At 46.1% G+C, this 20,054-nt stretch carries 18 protein-coding genes; 10 read left to right on the plus strand and 8 right to left on the minus strand.

What is annotated here, in order from left to right; all coding sequences use genetic code 11:
- Positions 1 to 159: 159 nt before the first annotated feature.
- The 3 genes from OSC7112_RS28990 to thrS all read right to left on the minus strand — a co-directional run bounded on the left by OSC7112_RS28990 (position 160) and on the right by thrS (position 3,723).
- Positions 160 to 960, minus strand: coding sequence for a DUF4058 family protein (locus OSC7112_RS28990; protein ID WP_015179244.1), 801 nt, complete (start codon positions 958 to 960; stop codon positions 160 to 162).
- A 32-nt stretch (positions 961 to 992) separates the two neighbouring features.
- Positions 993 to 1,784, minus strand: coding sequence for a DUF4058 family protein (locus OSC7112_RS28995; protein WP_015179245.1), 792 nt, complete (start codon positions 1,782 to 1,784; stop codon positions 993 to 995).
- Positions 1,785 to 1,893: 109 nt separating this feature from the next.
- On the minus strand, positions 1,894 to 3,723 hold the full coding sequence (thrS, locus tag OSC7112_RS29000; protein ID WP_015179246.1) for a threonine--tRNA ligase: 1,830 nt from the start codon (positions 3,721 to 3,723) through the stop codon (positions 1,894 to 1,896).
- Positions 3,724 to 3,979: 256 nt separating this feature from the next.
- On the opposite strand from thrS, the gene OSC7112_RS29005 reads away from it, so the two are divergent.
- From OSC7112_RS29005 to trpE, 8 genes are all read left to right on the plus strand, one after another.
- Positions 3,980 to 5,221 (plus strand): RNA-guided endonuclease InsQ/TnpB family protein, encoded by a 1,242-nt coding sequence (locus tag OSC7112_RS29005; protein WP_015179247.1) that lies wholly within the window; start codon positions 3,980 to 3,982, stop codon positions 5,219 to 5,221.
- A gap of 454 nt (positions 5,222 to 5,675) precedes the next feature.
- Entirely contained in the window at positions 5,676 to 6,005 is a 330-nt protein-coding gene (locus OSC7112_RS29010; RefSeq protein ID WP_015179248.1) for a DUF2605 domain-containing protein, read from the plus strand.
- A 158-nt stretch (positions 6,006 to 6,163) separates the two neighbouring features.
- Complete coding sequence (locus tag OSC7112_RS29015) at positions 6,164 to 6,475, plus strand: DUF2973 domain-containing protein (protein WP_015179249.1); 312 nt, start codon at positions 6,164 to 6,166, stop codon at positions 6,473 to 6,475.
- A gap of 691 nt (positions 6,476 to 7,166) precedes the next feature.
- Positions 7,167 to 9,158, plus strand: a complete 1,992-nt coding sequence (locus OSC7112_RS29020) for a DICT sensory domain-containing protein (RefSeq protein ID WP_015179250.1) — start codon at positions 7,167 to 7,169, stop codon at positions 9,156 to 9,158.
- Positions 9,159 to 10,459: 1,301 nt separating this feature from the next.
- Complete coding sequence (locus tag OSC7112_RS29025) at positions 10,460 to 10,960, plus strand: peptidoglycan-binding domain-containing protein (RefSeq protein WP_015179251.1); 501 nt, start codon at positions 10,460 to 10,462, stop codon at positions 10,958 to 10,960.
- Between the two features lie 298 nt (positions 10,961 to 11,258).
- Complete coding sequence (locus OSC7112_RS29030) at positions 11,259 to 11,684, plus strand: photosystem I reaction center subunit II PsaD (RefSeq protein WP_041622790.1); 426 nt, start codon at positions 11,259 to 11,261, stop codon at positions 11,682 to 11,684.
- Positions 11,685 to 11,847: 163 nt separating this feature from the next.
- Positions 11,848 to 12,708, plus strand: coding sequence for a GNAT family N-acetyltransferase (locus tag OSC7112_RS29035; RefSeq protein ID WP_015179253.1), 861 nt, complete (start codon positions 11,848 to 11,850; stop codon positions 12,706 to 12,708).
- Positions 12,709 to 12,846: 138 nt separating this feature from the next.
- On the plus strand, positions 12,847 to 14,394 hold the full coding sequence (trpE, locus tag OSC7112_RS29040) for an anthranilate synthase component I (RefSeq protein ID WP_015179254.1): 1,548 nt from the start codon (positions 12,847 to 12,849) through the stop codon (positions 14,392 to 14,394).
- Between the two features lie 95 nt (positions 14,395 to 14,489).
- Here the strand turns inward: trpE and OSC7112_RS29045 are convergent, their stop codons facing one another.
- The 3 genes from OSC7112_RS29045 to OSC7112_RS38740 form a co-directional block, all read right to left on the minus strand.
- Positions 14,490 to 15,044, minus strand: a complete 555-nt coding sequence (locus OSC7112_RS29045) for a Uma2 family endonuclease (protein ID WP_015179255.1) — start codon at positions 15,042 to 15,044, stop codon at positions 14,490 to 14,492.
- Between the two features lie 65 nt (positions 15,045 to 15,109).
- The gene (locus OSC7112_RS40315; RefSeq protein ID WP_190274292.1) at positions 15,110 to 15,406 is read right to left on the minus strand and encodes a hypothetical protein; all 297 of its coding nucleotides are present in this window, start codon (positions 15,404 to 15,406) and stop codon (positions 15,110 to 15,112) included.
- Entirely contained in the window at positions 15,310 to 15,549 is a 240-nt protein-coding gene (locus tag OSC7112_RS38740) for a hypothetical protein (RefSeq protein ID WP_041622791.1), read from the minus strand. Before OSC7112_RS38740 ends, OSC7112_RS40315 begins: the two co-directional genes overlap by 97 nt.
- Positions 15,550 to 15,749: 200 nt before the next feature.
- Between OSC7112_RS38740 and OSC7112_RS29055 the strand changes: the two genes are divergently transcribed.
- Complete coding sequence (locus OSC7112_RS29055; RefSeq protein ID WP_015179256.1) at positions 15,750 to 16,634, plus strand: PhzF family protein; 885 nt, start codon at positions 15,750 to 15,752, stop codon at positions 16,632 to 16,634.
- A gap of 226 nt (positions 16,635 to 16,860) precedes the next feature.
- On the plus strand, positions 16,861 to 17,337 hold the full coding sequence (locus OSC7112_RS29060; protein ID WP_015179257.1) for a hypothetical protein: 477 nt from the start codon (positions 16,861 to 16,863) through the stop codon (positions 17,335 to 17,337).
- Between the two features lie 17 nt (positions 17,338 to 17,354).
- Here OSC7112_RS29060 and OSC7112_RS29065 read toward each other — a convergent pair whose 3' ends face one another.
- Positions 17,355 to 18,206: an alpha/beta hydrolase gene (locus tag OSC7112_RS29065; RefSeq protein WP_015179258.1), complete on the minus strand. Its 852-nt coding sequence runs from the start codon at positions 18,204 to 18,206 to the stop codon at positions 17,355 to 17,357.
- Between the two features lie 475 nt (positions 18,207 to 18,681).
- Positions 18,682 to 19,998 (minus strand): homoserine dehydrogenase, encoded by a 1,317-nt coding sequence (locus OSC7112_RS29075; RefSeq protein WP_015179260.1) that lies wholly within the window; start codon positions 19,996 to 19,998, stop codon positions 18,682 to 18,684.
- Positions 19,999 to 20,054: the final 56 nt, after the last annotated feature.

Here is a 20,054-nt window from a genome sequence, read left to right on the forward strand (position 1 = left end):
GTTAACAGAGAGGCTGCTGAAGACAGACTCGCCACGATATTAACAAATATGTAACGTTTTGTGTAGGTGTTTTGAGTTTTTCGAGCCTCGCCACCCTATATTTGTGTAGGGGTCACTTCTGTGACATCACAAACCGCCAAAAATTATCATAAACCCGCCCTATACCTGGGAAGAATCTACTTGCCCTCTTTCCCCCAACAAAGCATCCGCCCAAACAGCATCTGATTCTGAAAGCGCAGGTACGGGTGCGGCGGTGTAATCTATTCTAAAGTCATAGGCGGCGCGATCGTAAACCCCATTTAATAACGCTTGTAAATCTACAATTGGTTCCTCGTCGCCCGCGCGCAAAGGCAATGGAAATGCAGGAATCATATCGGGTAAATTAAAAAGGTACAAATCTGCCAAAGGCCTTTGATTTGCCCGACTCACCAAAATTCGATAACTTGCCTCAATATCGTTATCAAAAACTAACATGGGTTGGTAACTTCGCAGCAAGTCAATCTCAACCAGATGAGTGCGACTACCAAACACCTTTTCTCGCTTTGCTTCATACATTTCTCGCCCTTTTCCAGGGCGCTTATTTGTTGGAGAAAGCACTTCAATTACAGTCACTACCTTTTTAGTTTCAGTTTCGATGACCTGCAAATAACTTTCTTTTACTTCCACTGGCCAAGGTATTCTCACCTTCAAAGACTGGGTGGGCGGAGCGGCAACGGCGACATTAGAAGTAGTCTCGGTTGTTGGAGCTAGTGAGCGTTGTATTGTGACATCGGGAATGCCAATTACTAAAGCATCTTCGCCGCTGAGTTGATAAATTCTTTGTTCAATATCTACTAAATATTTAGGCAGCAATTGCGGAGTTAACAAATCTGCGATCGCCACTATTAACCTATTGTGAACAGAACGCCACAATTCAGGACTTTCTAAATAAGGATTCATCCCTGGAAACGGATTAGGCATTAATTTAGCTCCTGTTAATTTACCTACTTCTATTATCCCCTTAACGCTCTCTCCCGCAACAGAGAATCGGCCCAAACAGCATCCGTTTCTGACAGCGGGGGTACTGCATCGGCTGTATAATCAATTTCAAAATCATAACCTGCGCGATCGTATACTTGATTAATCAGCGCCTGTAAATCCAGAACAGGCTCTACATCTTCGGGACGCAAAGGCAAGGGAAATGCAGGAATTGTATCGGGAAGGTTAAATAAGTATAAATCTGCGATCGGGCGTTGATTGCTGCGGCTGACTAAAACGCGGCAGTCGCTTTTATAGGAATGTCCGAAAATTGGCAAAGGTTCCCCAGCCCGCAACAAGTCTATTTCGACTAAATGGGTACTGCTATCAAATATTTTATTTCGCTTATTGTCATACTTTTCTCGACCTTCCCCCCAGCGTTTATTTGCAGGCGAAAGCACTTCAATAACGGTGACAACTTCCTTGGTTGCCATATCGATTACTTCTAAATATCCTTCCCTAAATTCTTCCGAGACTGGAATTCTCACTTTTAAAGGCTGCACAGTTCGGGAAGCGACGGCGACAGCATTAGATGCGATCGCACTTGCGGGACGGCGTTTCTGTTGGATAGAGACATCAGGAATCGCTACTAATAGAGAATTTTCACCTTTGATTTCGTAAATTCGCTTTTCAATAGCAACGCGGTATTTAGGGCGCAATTGCGGAGTTAACGACTCCTTAATCACACTAATCAGTAAATGATGGACTTCTGGCCAAAAATCAGGATGTTCTAAATAAGGATTCATCCCCGGAAAAGGATTAGGCATGAGCGTACTTCCCGTTTACCACTACTATTTTAGCAGCTCAATTAAAATAACGCAGACAATATAAAACTATCATCTGCGTTAATCCGCGTGCATCTGCGATTAAAAGCCCCTAAAAATTCCCGTAACTGCTAATCGCCCCCTGCAACCTCCCAATCACTTCATCAACCGAAATCGCCCCCAACTCCCCAGAAGCGCGAGTCCGAATATTCAAACTATTCGCCTCAACCTCCTTCGCACCCACAACACCCATCACCGGAATTTTATCCTTCTCAGCATTGCGAATCAACTTGCCCAAACGCTCGCTATTCTCATCAGCTTCAGCGCGAATATTTAGCGCTTTCATCTTCGCCGCCACTTCCTTCGCAAACGGCAAAAAGTCGGCGCTTACAGGCAACAACCGCACCTGAACCGGCGCCAACCACAGCGGAAAATCGCCCGCATACTGCTCGATCAAAATCCCGATCAAACGTTCCAAAGAACCGAAAGGAGCGCGGTGAATCATCACCGGGCGCTTGCGAGTGCCGTCTTCAGCAACGTATTCCAAATCAAAACGTTCTGGCAAGTTGTAATCTACCTGAACAGTTCCTAGTTGCCATTCTCTATCCAAGACATCTTGGAAAATGAAATCGAGTTTCGGCCCGTAAAAAGCGGCCTCCCCAATTCCTTCAAAATAATTCATGCCCAAAGTTTCCACCGCGCGGCGGATTGCACCTTGAGCTTTTTCCCAAGCTTCATCGGAACCGATGTATTTCTCTAAATTGTTCGGATCGCGGAAACTCAAACGCGCCTTAAAGTTTTTCAGTTGCAGACTCTTGAAGACTGACAGAATCAAATCCACCACATTCAAGAATTCAGCATCCAACTGTTCCGGCGTGACAAATAAATGGGAATCATCCACCGTAAAGCCGCGCACCCGCGTTAAACCGCCCAATTCTCCCGATTGTTCGTAGCGGTAAACTGTGCCGAATTCCGCCAACCGCATCGGCAGTTCGCGATAGGAACGCAATTCGCTTTTGTAAATTTGAATGTGAAAAGGGCAGTTCATGGGTTTCATCACAAAACCCTGTTCGTTTGCAGCAGCTTCCTCATCTTCTGCCATCAGCGGAAACATATCTTCTTTGTATTTCTGCCAGTGACCGGAAATTTTGAACAAATCGACTCTAGCGATGTGCGGAGTCACTACTTGCAAATAGCCGCGCTTGATTTGTTCTTGTTTCAAGTAATCTTCTAAAATACTTCTCAAAACAGTGCCTTTCGGCGTCCACAAAGGCAAACCCGGGCCCACCGCATCGGCAAAAATAAATAAGCCTAATTCTTTGCCTAACTTGCGGTGGTCGCGCCTTAATGCTTCTTCTTTGCGGTGTTTGTATGCTGCTAGCTGTTCGGGAGTTTCCCAAGCTGTGCCGTAAATGCGCTGCAATTGAGCTTTGGTTTCGTCGCCCCGCCAGTAAGCGCCTGCTAGGCTTTCTAGCTCGATCGCCTTTGGATTCAACTCACTGGTATTATCCAAGTGAGGCCCGGCGCACAAATCCCACCATTCGTCGCCCAAATGGTAAAGAGTAATCGGTTCGATCAAACCTGCTAAAATTTCTAATTTGTAAGGTTCATTAATCTCCTTAATTCTGCGTTCCGCTTCCTCGCGGCTGACTTCTTCCCGAATTACAGGCAATTTACGGTTGATGATTTTGATCATCTCTTTTTTAATGGCTTTTAAATCCTGTTCCGTAAAAGGTTCGGGAGTGTCAAAGTCATAATAAAAACCGTTTTCAATCCAAGGGCCGATAGTCACTTGCGCCTTGGGAAATAACTTCTGCACCGCCATCGCCATAACGTGGGAGGTGGTGTGGCGAATTTTTTTTAGTGCCTCCGACTCACTCGTGCGGGGCAACTCAATTTTAGCGGACTCTTCTGGAGGGGACATGGATTCTGAGCTAGACATCGGCTGAATTAGCAATTAATTTAGTTGCAGTTGCTTCTATCTTACCTCGATCGGCGGGAATGCCCCCGCTATAATCTTTGATTTAGCGGCGGGATAAAAGCCAGGTTTATTTTGTCAGATATCTGACCAATGCTGAAAGCCTGGGAAGAGATACTGACAAAATAAACAATCTCCTACATAACTTCACGACAATTTTATACACACCATCCAAACGTGTGTTACCATGAATCTATAAACACGGTAGAAGTCGCAACCAGTGTATCACGCAGTCAAAGTCAGAATCTATCCCACTCCCGAACAAGAGCAATACCTAGCTCAATGTTTTGGTAATTGTCGTTGGTTATACAACCGAATGTTGAACCTAACCACAACGACTTACAAGGAAACTGGGAAAGGTATGAGTAAAGCTGCAATGGATAAATTGCTACCGGGATTGAAAACGGAATTTGAATGGTTGGGAATTGCTTATTCTCAATCATTGCAACGGGTGACATTCAATCTCAGTGCAGCATTCGTAAATTTCTTTGAAGGTCGTACTAAATATCCGACGTTCAAAAAGAAAGGAGCGAAACAATCGGTTTCATATCCTCAGAATGTCAAGCTGATGGTTTCAGAGAAATCGATTAAATTTCCTGGTACATTGGGATATGTCAAAACTAAGTTTCATCGGAGCTTACCTGATGGTAAGCAAGGTTGCGTCACCATCTCACAAAACACAGATGGCACGTACTTTGCATCAATACTGTTTGAAGTGTCCAAACAAACATTAGAACCAGTAAACGATGCAATCGGTGTAGATATGGGATTGAAAGATTTTGCGATCGCCTCTAACGGAGTGAAGCATAATCAGCCTAAAAAAGCTCAGAAAAAGCTACAAAAACTAGAACGCAACAAAAAACGCAAACAACGTAAATTAGCCAGGAAAAAGGGCTATTCTAACCGTAGAAAAGCGAAATTGCTGGTTGCAAAAGTGTGTAGCAAGATTGCCCGAATCCGCGAAGACTTTCTTCACAAGCTATCCCGCAAGATAGTCAACGAAAACCAAGTAATTGTGACAGAAAATCTCTCAGTCAAGAACATGGTCAAGAATCCCAACTTAGCCAGAGCTATTTCCGATCGAGGATGGGGAAAGTTTTGCACCATGCTCAAATACAAAGCTGAACAGTTGGATCGAAATTATGTCGAAATCAATCGATTTTTTCCATCATCACAGCTTTGTTCAGAAACGCTGCTACCGATTCCTCAACTTCAGAAAGGTTGGGATAGTCTGAAGGTACGTTATGTAGACTGCCCAAACTGCGGAAAACAACACGATCGTGATATCAACGCCGCGATCAATATCAGAAATGAAGGCTTGCGGATTTTGGCGTTAGGAACTAGCGCTTCTGCTTTCGGAGGGGGTGTAAGCCCAAAACGATCTGGACGTAAAAAATCTACGATCGTCGAGGCAATCCCCCGTGAAGAAAGAAGCCTACACCATACTGCTCCGTGCAGTTAGTGTAGGTAGTTCACTCAGATTGGGACAGCAAGCGCCGACTTCCGGCTGGGGGACACTCCGGGAAATTACAGCAACGGCCCGTCAATCGATTGCGCGATTTTAGATTTTAGATTAAAGAATTGAAGCATTGACTTGCGCGAGATGAATCCGGGGGCTTGTATCCTGGATGCTTTCGTTCAGGGTTGCGACGTTTAGTGCGGGACGCACTCCGACTCTCAGAAACCGGGTTATTTAAAGTATTGCCTGAAAAAACCCGTTTTTTAACCACCTGTGAGCTCGCGAACTAATTTGGCAGAATTTGGGGATTTTGACTCAAAAATCGCTGCTGGCACAGTTAAATTTATTTACACCCACCTGCTAATTGTTATTAAATTATTGAATTTTTGTTAAAAATATGTTACAATTTGTAAAGACCGTCTAAGACTATAATAGATAAATAACCCAATTTTGATCCATGCTTAATTCCAATTTGCCCGAGCCAGAATTGCTCAAAGCGTTACTGGAACCGCTGTTAGAGGATTTCAATTACTGGTTCGACCGATCGGCAAAGCTCTTAGAAACTGAGGAAATTCCCTTTCTGGGCGACGAAGATCAATCTGACTTGCTGGCGCGAGTCAAACAGGCTCAGCAAGAAGTAGGCGCAGCTAAAGCTCTATTTCAAGCAACCGGAGGTCAAGTTGGGATTGAAACAGCAGCACTGATGCCGTGGCACAGACTGCTCGCCGAATGCTGGCAAGTATCGGCACGCTTTCGCTCACTGCAGTCAGCTCCCCCTGGAAAATAAGGAAGCGAGTTCAAGATCAACTTGCAGTCAAATCCCAAACTTGTGGAAATGTGGCGGTTGACTTGACAACCTCAAACAGATTTCCAGTTAATAAGTTATTACTTGCTGAAACACTTTTGTAAATTGCTGTGTGGCTGTTTAGCCCGGAGGAGAAGATAATGTTGCACCTGCTTTATATTTTAGCTTTTACCGTTCTTGCGTTTTTGGCAGTCGGTAACTTAATCCGCAGTCTAGTCACGGTAGGTATGGAGTCCCAGCGTCCTCAACAGTTCAGGGCAAATAACCCCTACGCATCCTATCCTCGCTCTCAATCGGTGCCGCATCCAGAACTTTTAGATGAATACGGAAACATAGTCAATGAGCCGCTGTTAGTGATGCGTTCGCTGACTGTCCAAGACGCCCGCGAACAATTAGATGCTCTCTACAAATCATCTCCGGGTGGCAGCGACGAAGGGGGCGAACGAGTCTAATACAACCACAGCCGCAGCATTTATACTCAGGCGCGATGCCTCAAAAAAATATAGGACTTATACGCTAGGTGTCCGAAACCCTTTTTCTTCATACATTTTGGTGAAAATCGTTTCCGCGCTCGATCGGAATAACAATTTTCCGAGTTCAATGCGAGCTTAAGAGCTCGGGAGGATGCTCGCACCCTTGGCATCATTCCGCATCTAACCAGATTGGATATGAGTCCTCAAAATAATTGGCCGTTAGTTTTTAACTAATGGCCAATTATTTGTGATTTTGGAAAGTTTAATTGCCTATTAGCCAGATCGATCGCCAAAAACTGGTTCGCCAAAAACCAGTTCGCCAAAAACCGATACAGATGGCACTGATATCAAATAGCTCAAGAATAGTATAATGCAAGAGATCCGCAAGCGGTGCCTAACAAGTCTGAATGGTGAGAGTGCTAACGCCCGAATCGAAGCCTGAATAGATGAGTTGGCGTCAAAACCTAGAGGTAAAAACAGGTGACTTTGGGATGAACTCAAGGTCTTGGAGGGATACCTCTGCTTAGATTCGTCTAAATGATATAGCTAGCATGATATGACTTAAACAGTCGTGTGATGAAGCATAAATGTATCAGATACTGAAAGGGATCGCTCTAAACCTCCTATCGATCCTGTTTTGTCATCGGCAAAAATGCACGTTTAAGGCTAGATGATCGTCCCTATTTCGCTACTGGCAGAACTTCTGCAAGCTTTGCCCCAACTGCGGGCACAAATTTATTTCAAATCTTCCATGACAGCCCTGTCTCACGCGATGGAAGACTTAGTTTTGGCGGGTTCCGACGACGAACCGCTAGTCATTGCCAGCTTTCAGCGAGAGCGCTTCTACCGCCAGGAAGCTCACCGCTACCGGCGAATTGCCTCACGCTCGTCTCAGGTATACGTGCTGGCAGCACCGGAAACTGACTTTAAAAATGCTTCGGAGTGTCACGAAACTGTGGCGTTTGAACCGGAGGACGGATTAAGTAAAGAGTGGCACTTAGTGGTACTGGGGGAACACTACTCAACTTGCCTGATTTGTCAAGAAAAAATTGTGCCGATCGACAACCAGGACGCTGGCGGGCCGCTGGTGATGGATCAAGCTCGCAGATTTGAAGGAATTTGGACGTTCGATCGCGAGGTAAGCTCCACAGCGGCAGCATTGTTGCTCGATAGAATTGTCAAATATCGCCCGGAATTGGCCGAAAAGATCGATCGAGCGCGAACTACTTACAAGCTAGTCAAAACACCTAAAAAAACGAGGAAATCAGCCACTTCCAAAGCCACCAAACCCGACATAAGTACGGCAAAAAACTCAAAAATTCCCAATCCCAAATTGAGCGATGCTTTTACCGAACGCTTAGTAACCTACTTGCAAGCAGGCCAGCACAAACTGCTCAAAGCATACAGCGCCATCGCCGCTCAGGAACGCAAAGAACGCCTGGTAAACTTAATCACCACGGCAATGCGGCAGTCTCTCAACCCGCAAGAAATCGTCGAAGTCGCAGTGCAAGAACTGGGAACTGCCCTGTCGGCAAGCCGATGTTTGATTTATCGGTGCAAGGCAACAGATGTGGCGGTCAAAATCGATCGCGAGTTTTTGGCTCCCGGCGCTAGTTCCATGCTGGATCAGACTTGCCTGTTGCAGGAAAATCAAATATGGAGCTACGCGGTGGCGCGGCAAGAGCGAGTTTACATCCAAGACACATCACAACACCCGCTGATTGTCAATACACAATTCCTGGAAAAAACTGTAAAAAATTGGCAAATTGTCTCTTGGTTAATGGTGCCAGTGCTTTATCAAGGGCGGGTTTTGGGAATGGTGGAAATGCACCAGTGCCGATCGGTTTTACCTTGGGAAGAAGACGAAATTGCTTTAGTAGAGGCGATCGCCACCCAACTCGGGGCAGCCTTAATTCAAGCAGAAACCTACGCTCATTTAGAAGAACTAAACCAACAATTAGAAGCATTAGACCGCACTCGCAGCAATCTAATTGCCATCACCGGACACGAACTCCGCACTCCTCTTTCTACGATTCAAGTGTGTTTGGAAAGTTTGAATTCCGAACCAGATATGCCTGCAGAATTGCGGCAAATCATGTTAGAAACTGCCCTCGGCGATGCAGATAGAATGCGGAAACTCGTGCAGGATTTCTTAACTCTTTCTCACTTAGAAAGCGGGCGAGTCCAATGGAATGTAGAATCGCTGACGCTGCAAGAATGCGTTGATTTAGCCCTCAGCAGCGTGCGATCGCGCGCGGTAGATCGACAGTTACCGGAAATTATCGCCGACGTGTCCGCAGAATTGCCTTTAGTGCAAGCTGACGGAGAGTGGTTGGTGGAGGTGCTCTCCAAACTGCTAGACAACGCTTGCAAATTCACCACACCTCAAGGAAGCGTGACCATAAGAGCAAAATGCAACGGTTCTCGGATGGTGGAGGTGCTCGTAGCCGATACGGGGAGGGGAATAGAGGCGAACAGTTTAAAAGTAGTGTTCGATCGATTTTATCAAGAAGAAGGAGCTTTGCGCCGCAGCGCCGGCGGTACCGGTTTGGGATTGGCAATTTGCAAGCAGATTGTTGCCGGCTGGGGCGGTAAAATTTGGGTAGATTCCGCAGGAAAAGACCGAGGAAGTGAATTTCACTTTACTATTCCCACTGTTTAGACTCAATTGATACAGCGTATTCCAGGCTGATGAGGTACACCCCAGAAACCGGGTTTATTTACAGTTCTCGCATGATTACTGATTCTGTTCAATAAACCCGGTCGATCGCGATCTACATCTAGATGGAATATACTGTAAAAAACCTGGTTTGGGGGCGTCTGAGCGCGCAAGTATCGATCGAGTTATATCAAATCCGGCTGCGCCGGAATGATATCAAATCCGCGCTTCCGGAGTCGGGCGTAAAGTCGAATCCCGAGGCCAACAAATCAGGAGCGCAATTTTCATTTTTTTGACTCACAGTCAACCGTCAACAGTCAACCGTCAACAGTCAACAATGATAAGGAGTGCAGCCGGAAGCGATATTAATCGATCGACCGAGATACGATAGCACAGAAAAGTTTTCACTGCAGAACCAGCCTCCCCTGCTACACCCTCTCTCATATCAATTGCGGTAGCACCGTCAGGCGTAAAATCCAGTCAACAGTCAACCACGGATGGTGCAACCGGACTCGATCTAATTCATCTGCGTTAATCGGTGTCGATCTGCCCTCATCTGCGGTAAAAAACAGAGAATGTATTAACCGCCCCGGACAAGGAATTGAGGCTGATTGACGCAGAGGTCGATCGGAGAGATCGGAATAATTCCGATGCTAACAAATTTGATATGAGGGGCTATTTAAGCCGGACTTGATATTAAATACTAATCTACAGTCGTCTTGAGACGACTTGAGCTATGAGGCAGGGGTTGAAACCCCTGTCGGACTTAACGACTAATATTAATGCCGATTGCATCGGAATGATTTAACCACAGAGAACGCAGAGCTCGCAGAGAAAAAGAAGAGAGAGATGAATAATTCCGATGCCAACGGAAAGGATATCACCCTCATTCCTCACCCTGTGAGATAGGCCTTAAAGGTGATGTGGCCGCGCGGTGTTCAGCTTTAAAATCGAAAGAATCAAAGCAGATTCAGGACGCGCTTGCCGTCTTAAACCCGGTTTGGCGACAGAATACCTAGGGAGGCTGCCGAAAATTAATATCAGTTTAAACAAAGAATCCAACTGTAGGTAAGCTGCAAACCCCGATCGCAATCAGTCATGCCGAATCTAAAATCTACAATCTAAAATCTCAAATGGTATAAGTCTCTTGTCCACAAGTCGTGAGATGGTAAAAGCCGATCGAATCTGTTGAGGCACTGCCGACGCCAGTGTTGATTCGTGAAAAGTTGAGGATGCAAATGTTTTGCCCGGAAAAAGTTTTTTTCCATAAGAATACTCAAACCTAGAGGTTAGGAAAATCGATTATGTCACCTACAACCCAGATGAAATCTACCCAAGCTATGGCCAACAAGCCACAACTACAATTAGGTTCTCAAGGTAAAGCGGTATTGGAACTCGAACAACTGCTAACAAAGTTGGGCGTTTACCGGCACCCTGCTAAAGGAATTTTTAACAAAGCAGTTGAATTTTCTGTGAAACTGTTTCAGTTTCGGGTTTTCTTGTCGCCGGACGGCATTGTCGGCCCCCTGACTTGGCAGGCGCTTTATACTGGAGCTCCAGTTAATATGCCGGTACTCAAATTCGGCAGTTCTGGCGAAGCAGTCGCTACTGTTCAGGAAGTTCTCAAAACTTCCCAGCATTATGGCGGTAAAATTGACGGCGACTTTGCTACTTTGACGGACAAAGCTGTTCGCGCATTTCAAAAAAGCTTTGGGATTGAAGCCGACGGGATTGTCGATCGAGAAACTTGGACTGCTTTGAGCCAAATTCCGCGCGGCTATGACCCTAATAGGTTCTTGACTTAGGGTTGGCGCGGTAAATTGTTCGATCGTGTGTGGGGGGAATTGGGGGGAATGTGCGATTATTCTGGTGCCCCACAAGCACCAGAATAATTGCTGGTTTTTTTGATTGTTTTTTCGGGATTCGTGCTGCATAATTCAGTTTTTCAACTGTGGTGGAAATTACCAATTATCAATTATTAATTACTAATTATCAATTATCAGAAAAGATCGATCGCGCAAAAACTGTTAACTTTCCTAACAATTTCGACAGCCGTGTCGCGTCATGATGATACGATGCCGTAAAAATCCTTTGGATATGTTTATGGCAGAAGAACTCACTGGACAACCCCCTCTTTTCGGCGGCAGCACCGGCGGCTTGCTGACCAAGGCGCTAGTTGAAGAGAAGTACGCGATCACTTGGACTAGCCCCAAGGAACAGGTGTTTGAAATGCCGAGTGGCGGCGCTGCGATTATGCGTCAAGGCGACAACTTGCTGCATCTTCCCCGGAAGGAGCAGTGCATTGCTTTGGGCGGCCAGCAACTGCGGGCAAAATTCAAAATCACGAACTACAAAATTTACCGCGTCTTTCCCGACGGTTCTACTGAGTACCTGCATCCCAAGGATGGGGTGTTCCCTGAGAAGGTGAACGAAGGTCGTCCCTACAACGGTAAGATTGACCGCAATATTGGCAGCAATCCCAATCCGATTAAAGTCAAGTTCACCGGTAAGAAAACTTACGATCCTTAGACCATGACTGCATGGCTGAGCAAAACATAGGTAATATTCCCTGTAAGGCTCAGCTTGTAAACTTGTTTTTGCAGTAGTATTTGGGCGCGGGAGGCTAAGCCCGCAGCGCCAAAATACTACTGCAAACTTCTAATCTAATTAAAAGTTAATCGTTAAATTAAAAATGAATGTCGCAATCAGGCGAGCGCAGCCTTCTGATATCGATGTTTGCGCTCGCATTAATTATGAAGCTTTTAAAGGTATTTCCGATCGCCATCAATTCCCTACAGATTTTCCGACACAGGAGTTTTCAACTGAAATTATTGGTCTTCTGATCGAAAGTCCGTTGTTTTTTGGGCTCGTAGCCGAGAACGAGGGTGCGGTTGTCGGCTGCGGGTTTATGGACGAACGCAACTCGATTCGCGGTATCGGGCCCGTCAGTGTCGATCGAACTTTTCAAGGCCGCGGCACGGGACGCGAAATCATGAAAGCTTTGCTGGAACGCGGACGGGATGCTGTGGGCATCCGTTTGGTTCAGGAATCTTTTAATATGGCGTCGCTGTCGCTGTACGCTTCTTTGGGTTTTGAGGTGAAGGAACCTTTCGTATTAATGGAGGGGAAGTTTCGCAGCCAGCCTCCGCATGGGTTTGAGGTGCGGCCGATGACAAGTGAGGATGTTGCTGAATGTGCCGCTTTGTGCGAAAAACTGTGCGGGTGCGATCGAACTTCGGAGATTGAAGACGCCCTGAATTTCTTTTCTCCCTTCGTTGCTTGCAAACAAGGTCGGATTGTGGCTTATACTTGTGCGGTGTCGGCTTTGGGCCACAGCGTCGCGGAAACTGAAGCCGATATGCAGGCTTTGCTCTTGGGGGCTGCTGCGTACAGTTCCGAAGAACAGGTTTCTTTTCACTTGCCGGTGCGTTACGCAAGTTTGTTTCGTTGGTGCTTGCAAGAGGGGCTGCGCGCCCTCAAGCCGATGGCGGTGATGGCACTTGGCGAGTATCGGTCGCCGGAGGGATGTTGGTTTCCGTCTTTTGTTTATTGAACCCAAGACGGTTAGGACGCTTTTAATCCCTGAAATCCTAGGATTGCATTTTCCCTCTTCCCTCTTCCTGACATCCGTTACATCCGTTACATCCCGTACAGTGCTCGTTGCCGAACTTCCTTCTTCCTTCTGATATATATGATATTTCCCGATTTCTCACAATTTTCGGAACTGGCGAAACAAGGCAATTTTGTACCCGTGTATCAAGAATGGGTTGCTGATTTGGATACGCCCGTGTCTGCGTGGTATCGGGTTTGTGCGGGTCAACCTTACAGTTTTCTGCTGGAGTCGGTGGAAGGTGGGGAAAAACTTGGGCGTTATAGTTTCTTAGGGTGCGATCCGCTGTGGATTTTGGAGGCTAAGGGATCTCGCACAACTCAAGTTTACCGCGACGGTTCCGAAAAAGTATTTACGGGCGATCCGTTTGCGGCTTTAACTGAATGTTTGCAGTCTTACAAACCGGTGAAATTGCCGCAGCTACCGCCGGGAATTGGCGGGCTATTCGGTTTTTGGGGTTACGAGTTAATTAAGTGGATAGAACCGCGAGTTCCCGTGCATCCAGCCAGCGAGAATGATTTGCCGGATGGGTTGTGGATGCAGGTTGATAATTTGCTGATTTTCGACCAGGTGAAGCGGAAAATTTGGGCCGTCGCCTATGCGGATTTGCGGGAGGTTGGCGTTGATTTGGCCGAGGCTTATCAGCAAGCGTGCGATCGCGTTGGCAACTTAGTTCAGAAGCTGCAATCGCCGCTTTCCCGGCAATCTACTCTCATAGAATGGACACCTCCCAATAACGCGCAAGATGCCCGTTCCACAACCGGAAATACAGAATTGGCTTACACGAGCAATATTACCCGCGACAAGTATTGTGCCAATGTCTTGAAGGCTAAGGATTATATCAAAGCCGGAGATATTTTTCAAGTAGTTATTTCCCAGCGTTTGGAATCTGAATACAGCGGCGATCCTTTTGCACTTTACCGCTCTTTGCGTCTGATAAATCCTTCTCCGTACATGGCTTATTTTCATTTCAGAGATTGGCAGATTATCGGTTCGAGTCCCGAAATTATGGTGAAGGCGGAAAATACTGCTGATGGCAAGAAGATTGCAACTTTGCGGCCGATTGCCGGCACTCGCCGCCGGGGTAAAACTCCTCAAGAAGATGATGCTTTGGCGGATGAATTGCTGCAAGATCCGAAGGAAATTGCGGAACACGTCATGTTAGTTGATTTGGGCAGGAACGATTTAGGCAGAGTTTGCCGAAACGGTACTGTAAAAGTTGACGAATTAATGGAAATTGAGCGTTATTCTCATGTGATGCACATTGTGAGCAATGTGGTGGGAGAATTGGCCCAGGATAAGACAGCTTGGGATTTGTTGAAAGCTGGTTTTCCTGCGGGTACGGTTAGCGGTGCTCCGAAGATTCGGGCGATGGAGATTGTGCACGAGTTGGAAGGTTGTCGCCGGGGGCCGTATTCTGGGGTTTACGGGTATTATGATTTTGAGGGACAGTTGAATAGTGCGATCGCGATTCGGACTATGGTGGTTCGCTCTCAAGGAGAGGATAAACATTCAGTTTCTGTGCAAGCAGGTGCTGGTTTGGTGGCCGATTCTAACCCGGATATGGAGTACGAAGAAACGCTCAATAAAGCCAGGGGAATGTTGGAGGCAATTCGCTGTTTGAAGTAGCGAGGCGGAGCCTCTGGATCTCTGTTACCAGGCTCTTCCTGGTAACAAGAAATGGCGAGAAACAGCAGTAATTATTGCATTATTGTCCAATTTACCTAAGCCCCTAATATTCGAGCGACCGAAACTGCAACATCAGGAAATGCCAGCGGATTAATATTACCCTGAGTCAGAGTTTCTCTCGATTGATATCCTTCATTGGTAGGCTCTCGAAATACTATTAATTCCATAGTTTGCAAATTGACAACCCAATACTCAGAAATGTCGGCCTCCGCGTAAATCTTGCTCTTGATTCCCAAGTCTTTGCTCAGAGTATAATCAGAGTATTCTATCAGCCAAAAGATGTTTTCTGGATAGGGATGATGTTCTCGGTAATCTTGTCCCAAACGTTGAATTACAGTGATATCGGGTTGTGGCTCGGAGTTGCTTGGCGGCAAGATAATCGGTTTACCTTGGCGGATTTTAGCCCGATCGCCCAGCAAATAAATTAGGTACTCTCCAGCCTCATCGCTAGAGTAAGCATGAGATTCTCCTTCGGGAGCCATTTCGATTATTTCTCCACCTATTAATTCAACGTTTCGCCCTTCCAGAATGCCGGCTGCAATGATGCGGTGGTAGTCTGCAACCGTCCATTTTACAGTCGTGACGCTCACGGCGATTACTCCTATGTTTTTATGGTTATTTTACAGGCGATCCGTCTTACTCGGCGATTGTGATACTAAATCCTCCTGTTTGAGGAGTTCTGCATATTCGCTGATTCCGAAATCGATCTAACTCCCTCCAATCGCAGGAAATGCACCCGGCCCGATCGATCCCCCGCTACAACTGTCACTCGATCGGGGGCGATCGCACAGCAATCAAACTCGGCATCTCCGCTGAAACTAGCAATTTCTTTGCCGCTAAGCAGATCCCAGATTTTTAGGGTGCGATCGAACCGGAAACCGCTATTTTGCGGTTGGGTGCGATCGCGACTGCTGATACCCAGCCAGTAAGATCGGTGAGAGTTCTCAAACATCCTTCTCCCGGCCGCTTTAAATTAGCCCTCAAAGGCCACAGCCAAGGACTATTTTTCGACTGCTTGGCCTGTTCCAACATCCCGTGAATCTCAGCTATTTCAAAATCTAGCAATCTCCTCAATAATTGCCCTGCTAATTGCATTTTATAGCGTTTTTAAACTCACTCATCAGTACAAATCCCTCAACAAATTATTACAAATCGCTGTTTCTATTAAATATTGCCAATTTTAAGCGATTCTTTAAACTGTGCCAAATCGTTGCAGTGACTCGATCCATAAATCTGCTTTGTTGCGATCGATGTAAAATATCAGTTGTCGATCGACTTTTACCAAAGGCATAATTATGAATTTTTATATAGTTGACGTGTTTGCGGAGTCAAAATATGCTGGCAACCAGCTAGCTGTATTTTGCGGTGCGGGAGTTGCCGAACTATCTGAGGCCCAAATGCTACAGATAGCGAGGGAAATCAATTATTCAGAAACTACGTTTATTCGATCGCCCGATCCGCGAGATGGCGGCTATGACGTGCGGATCTTCACGCCCAAGAAGGAATTGCCCTTTGCCGGTCATCCGACTTTGGGCACTGCGTTTGTGTTGCAGCAAGAGATTATTCGCCAAAAGGTCGATCGAGTAATTCTCAATCTAGCCGTCGGTCAAATTCCAGTTACTTTTAATTATCACAATGAATCAGCAGATATTTTGTGGATGCGACAAAACTCGCCTAGTTTTGGTCAAGTTTTATCAGCCGAAAGTCTGGCAAATGTCCTGAATTTAGCACCAGATGAAATTGATCCAAACTTCCCAATTCAAGAAGTTTCGACCGGAGTGCCGTTTATAATTGTCCCATTAAAAACTCTCGCCTCGCTCAAAAAAGCTCAAGTAAACTTAGATAAATATTTTGAGCTAATTGATAGAATGGAAGCGAAAGAAATTTTGATATTTTGCCCAGAAACCTACAGCGACCTTAATGATTTAAGCGTGCGAGTTTTTGCCCATTCATTAGGAATTCCAGAAGATCCGGCTACTGGCAGTGCTAACGGCTGTTTGGCGGGATATTTGGTAGAATATGCTTATTATGGGGAAGCAAAGATTGATGTCAGAGTTGAGCAGGGTTATGAAATTGAGCGACCTTCTTTGCTGTTATTACAAGCAGCCAAAAATGAAGGGGAAATAGCAGTTTTGGTTGGGGGTAAGGTGGTGATGGTTGCTAAGGGAGAATTTGTGTAGAATATTTAATGGCAAATTATTAACCGCAGATGCACGCAGATATACGCAGATACAGCCGATTCCACGTTTGTGAAGAATACCCCCGATCGCTCTATCCCCGCCGCAGGGACACGGCAAAGCGGTGTCCCTACTTCATAAACCTGGAATACGCTGTATGAGGTAGCTCATATTCATTGATTCGCGCGATTGTTAGGCTAAAAAAGTCATCTATACCAAAGACTTTCCAATGCTGCAAACATTTTCGCGGACTTTAAATGTATCCCCTGACGCTTCTGAAGCCCTGCTATCACTGCCATTAACCAGCTTGCTCGATTCACCGGAATTCAATCAATTATTGGGAAGTCTCGATACTGTTTTACTCAAAGAAACTTTGCCAACAGCAGGAACTGTTTTAGCTCAAAAGCTGCCGCCTTTTTACGACTGGTTGCAAACAGAACTAGGAATTAAAAACGTCCCTGAAAGTCCAGATCATACTACGAAATGGGTAGTCGGTTTTTTGAAGAATCAAGAAAGTTTAACTCGTTTAGTCGATCTGCACAAATCAATTCCCAGACCAGCATTAGAACGAGCGATCCCTCGTTTAGTTAGCGCCTTTGATGAAGTTCAACCCACCGCCGTAAAGCAAGAATGGGAAAAAGCGATCGCAGCACTTTGTCTGGTTCTGGCCGTCGCAGCGCGGGAAAACCAGCCATCTGCGGGCTGAAGCAATCCTGTCTGAATTTAAACAAAGCGCTTTTTTCGGAAAATTTGCAATTGAGTGCGATCGATCTGAACGACTACCGGCCGCCGTTTGTTCAGGACGATCGCATTGTGTCTGTTTAGCAAAAGCAACTGAGCCAATATTGCCACAATCGCGCGCCTTTTGAGAAACTTGCCTTCAAAACGCGCCATTCGGACGATCGCCTCTTCGATTTTATAACAACAGTTGTTGCCTTTCTGGGAAATCACAAAAATCGTTCCCGGTATGTAATCGCCTTCATTTGCCCAGAAAGCATACCTTTCGCCTAAAGTAAAGTAGTGAAAAACATTGTTAGCGGTGGAAGTTTTAGCTAACTTTTCCGAAACGCCCAAAGAATTAAAAATTACAGTCGATCGAATATAATCCGGGTATTTTGCGGCTATTTGCTGAGCAACTTTGCCGCCCAAACTTTCTCCGATGACATCGGGCGGATTGCCGCTGTAAAATTGCTGCTTTATCCAATCAATAGCACCCACAGTTTGCGCCGATTTTAACTGGCGTTCTAGTTTTGCCATAAATACATCTGGCGTATCTTCCAAAACGCGATCGAAAGGATACCAAGAACCGTATCCGCGAATCACGAAAACAGGCGGATTATTGCCAGAAATAGGAACGCGACTTTCAGCATAAAAACCAGTGCGAGAGTCTTCAAACACTTGTTTTATGATATAATTTCCATCAACAACTTGCCCTGACTCGTGCCGAATGTAAATAGACGGGTTATTGGGTTTCAAAGTATCGTGCAGTTGGGGTTTGGCAAATTTTTCATACAGGGAATCTAGCAAGTGCCTTCCCGTTTTGCCATCGACAAAATCCAATTTAGTTGTTTTCATCCCAAATCTCATTTTTAACTGATTGTGAGGGGAAAACCCGGTATTTTTGCAAATACCCAGATTTGGTAGGGGCGGGTTCACCCACCATATCTAACGATTACCGACAATCTAGATAAACCCGCCCCCCACCACCGATAACCTACGTCAACCAGAAATTTGCATCGCATCGGCAAATGTACATGATGATTTATGGTTCGGTTCGGGCGGGTTTTCGAGATTGTTTGTTTCAGGCAATTATTGTTTGTGAACCCGCCCCTACAAGCACCCGGTACATCGCATAGGCAAATGTACATGATGATTTATGGTTCGGTTCGGGCGGGTTTTCGAGATTGTTTGTTTCAGGCAATTATTGTTTGTGAACCCGCCCCTACAAGCACCCGGTACATTCTGATTTATGCTTGGGTAGGGGCGGGTTTTAGAGATTGTCAATTATTGGCAAATATTCTATGTGAAACCCGCCCCTAGCAAATCACTTTTACAAAACTCGCAACGTGCTAGCAATACTATCTACTGCTTCCATCGCGCGAATTTCATCGAGTGCTTGTTGAAAATTCCCTTCCCTAACATCGTGAGTCACGACGACAATTTCTGCTAAATCGCCGTGAATTCCCGTCTGCACAACTGATTCCAAACTAACTTTGTGGTTGCCGAAACAAGTGCCGAGTTTGCCAATTACCCCCGGAGTATCGCGCGTCAGAAAACGAGCGTAAAAGCGAGTAACAAGTTCCTGCATCGGAGCAATTTTGCAGTAGTGTTGGTGACTGCAACTCAGCAAAGGATGGGGAATCGGAACAGTTTCGGTTTTCAGGATGGCCGCCACATTCATAATGTCGGATACTACGGCGCTAGCTGTGGGGCCCGCACCGGCGCCGCGCCCGTACAGCATCAATTGCCCGATCGGCTCTCCTTCGACTAAAATTGCATTGTAAACCCCGTTAACGCTCGCCAGCGGATGAGTTTTCGGCACAAAAGTAGGATGCACTCGAATTGACAGCAGTTCGCTTTCTGCCTCCGCTTGCTTGCCATTGTAGCGGGAGGTTTCTCGAGCAATAGCCAACAATTTGATCGCAAATCCCAGCTTGTCGGCGTAGTCAATATCAGCCGCACTAACTTTTCTGATACCTTCGCAGTGAACATCTGCTAATTTGATGCGTCCGCCAAAAGCTAGCGAGGCTAAAATAGCAATTTTATCGGCAGCATCTAATCCATCTACATCTGCTGTGGGGTCAGCTTCAGCATAACCTAATTGCTGGGCGTCGGCGAGCACTTCGGCAAAGTCTGCACCTTCTGTTTGCATCCGCGTCAGGATGTAATTAGTTGTGCCGTTGACGATGCCGGTGACACTTTTAATGCGGTTTGCAACTAAGGATTGTTTGAGGCTTTGAATGACCGGAATGCCGCCGCCGACAGCAGCTTCTAGCATTACGTAAACGCCTTTTTTGTTGGCGGCCTCGAAGATTTCATTACCGTAGCGGGCGATAACTGCTTTGTTGGCAGTGACGACGTGCTTGCCGCTGGCAATAGCTTGCAGAATGAGCGATCGCGCCGGTTCCAATCCGCCAATCAATTCTACTACAATATCAATTTCCGGGTCAGTTGCGATCGCTTCTAGGTCTGTTGTCAGCACATTTTCTGGCAATTGTAAAGACCGAGTTCGAGAAATATCGCGCACTCCCACCCGATAGATTTCCAATTCCTGCAACAGCGGATGGCGGCCGTCTGGGGAGAGCAAAATCTCTGCTGTTCCCGCACCAACTGTACCCAAACCTAGCAAACCAATTTTGAAAGCCACGACTTTGACCCGTTGAAACTCACTTCATCTAGAATCATTGTATGATAACCGCGGCT

It is taken from the genome of Oscillatoria nigro-viridis PCC 7112, from assembly GCF_000317475.1.
Classification (GTDB): Bacteria; Cyanobacteriota; Cyanobacteriia; order Cyanobacteriales; family Microcoleaceae; genus Microcoleus; species Microcoleus nigroviridis.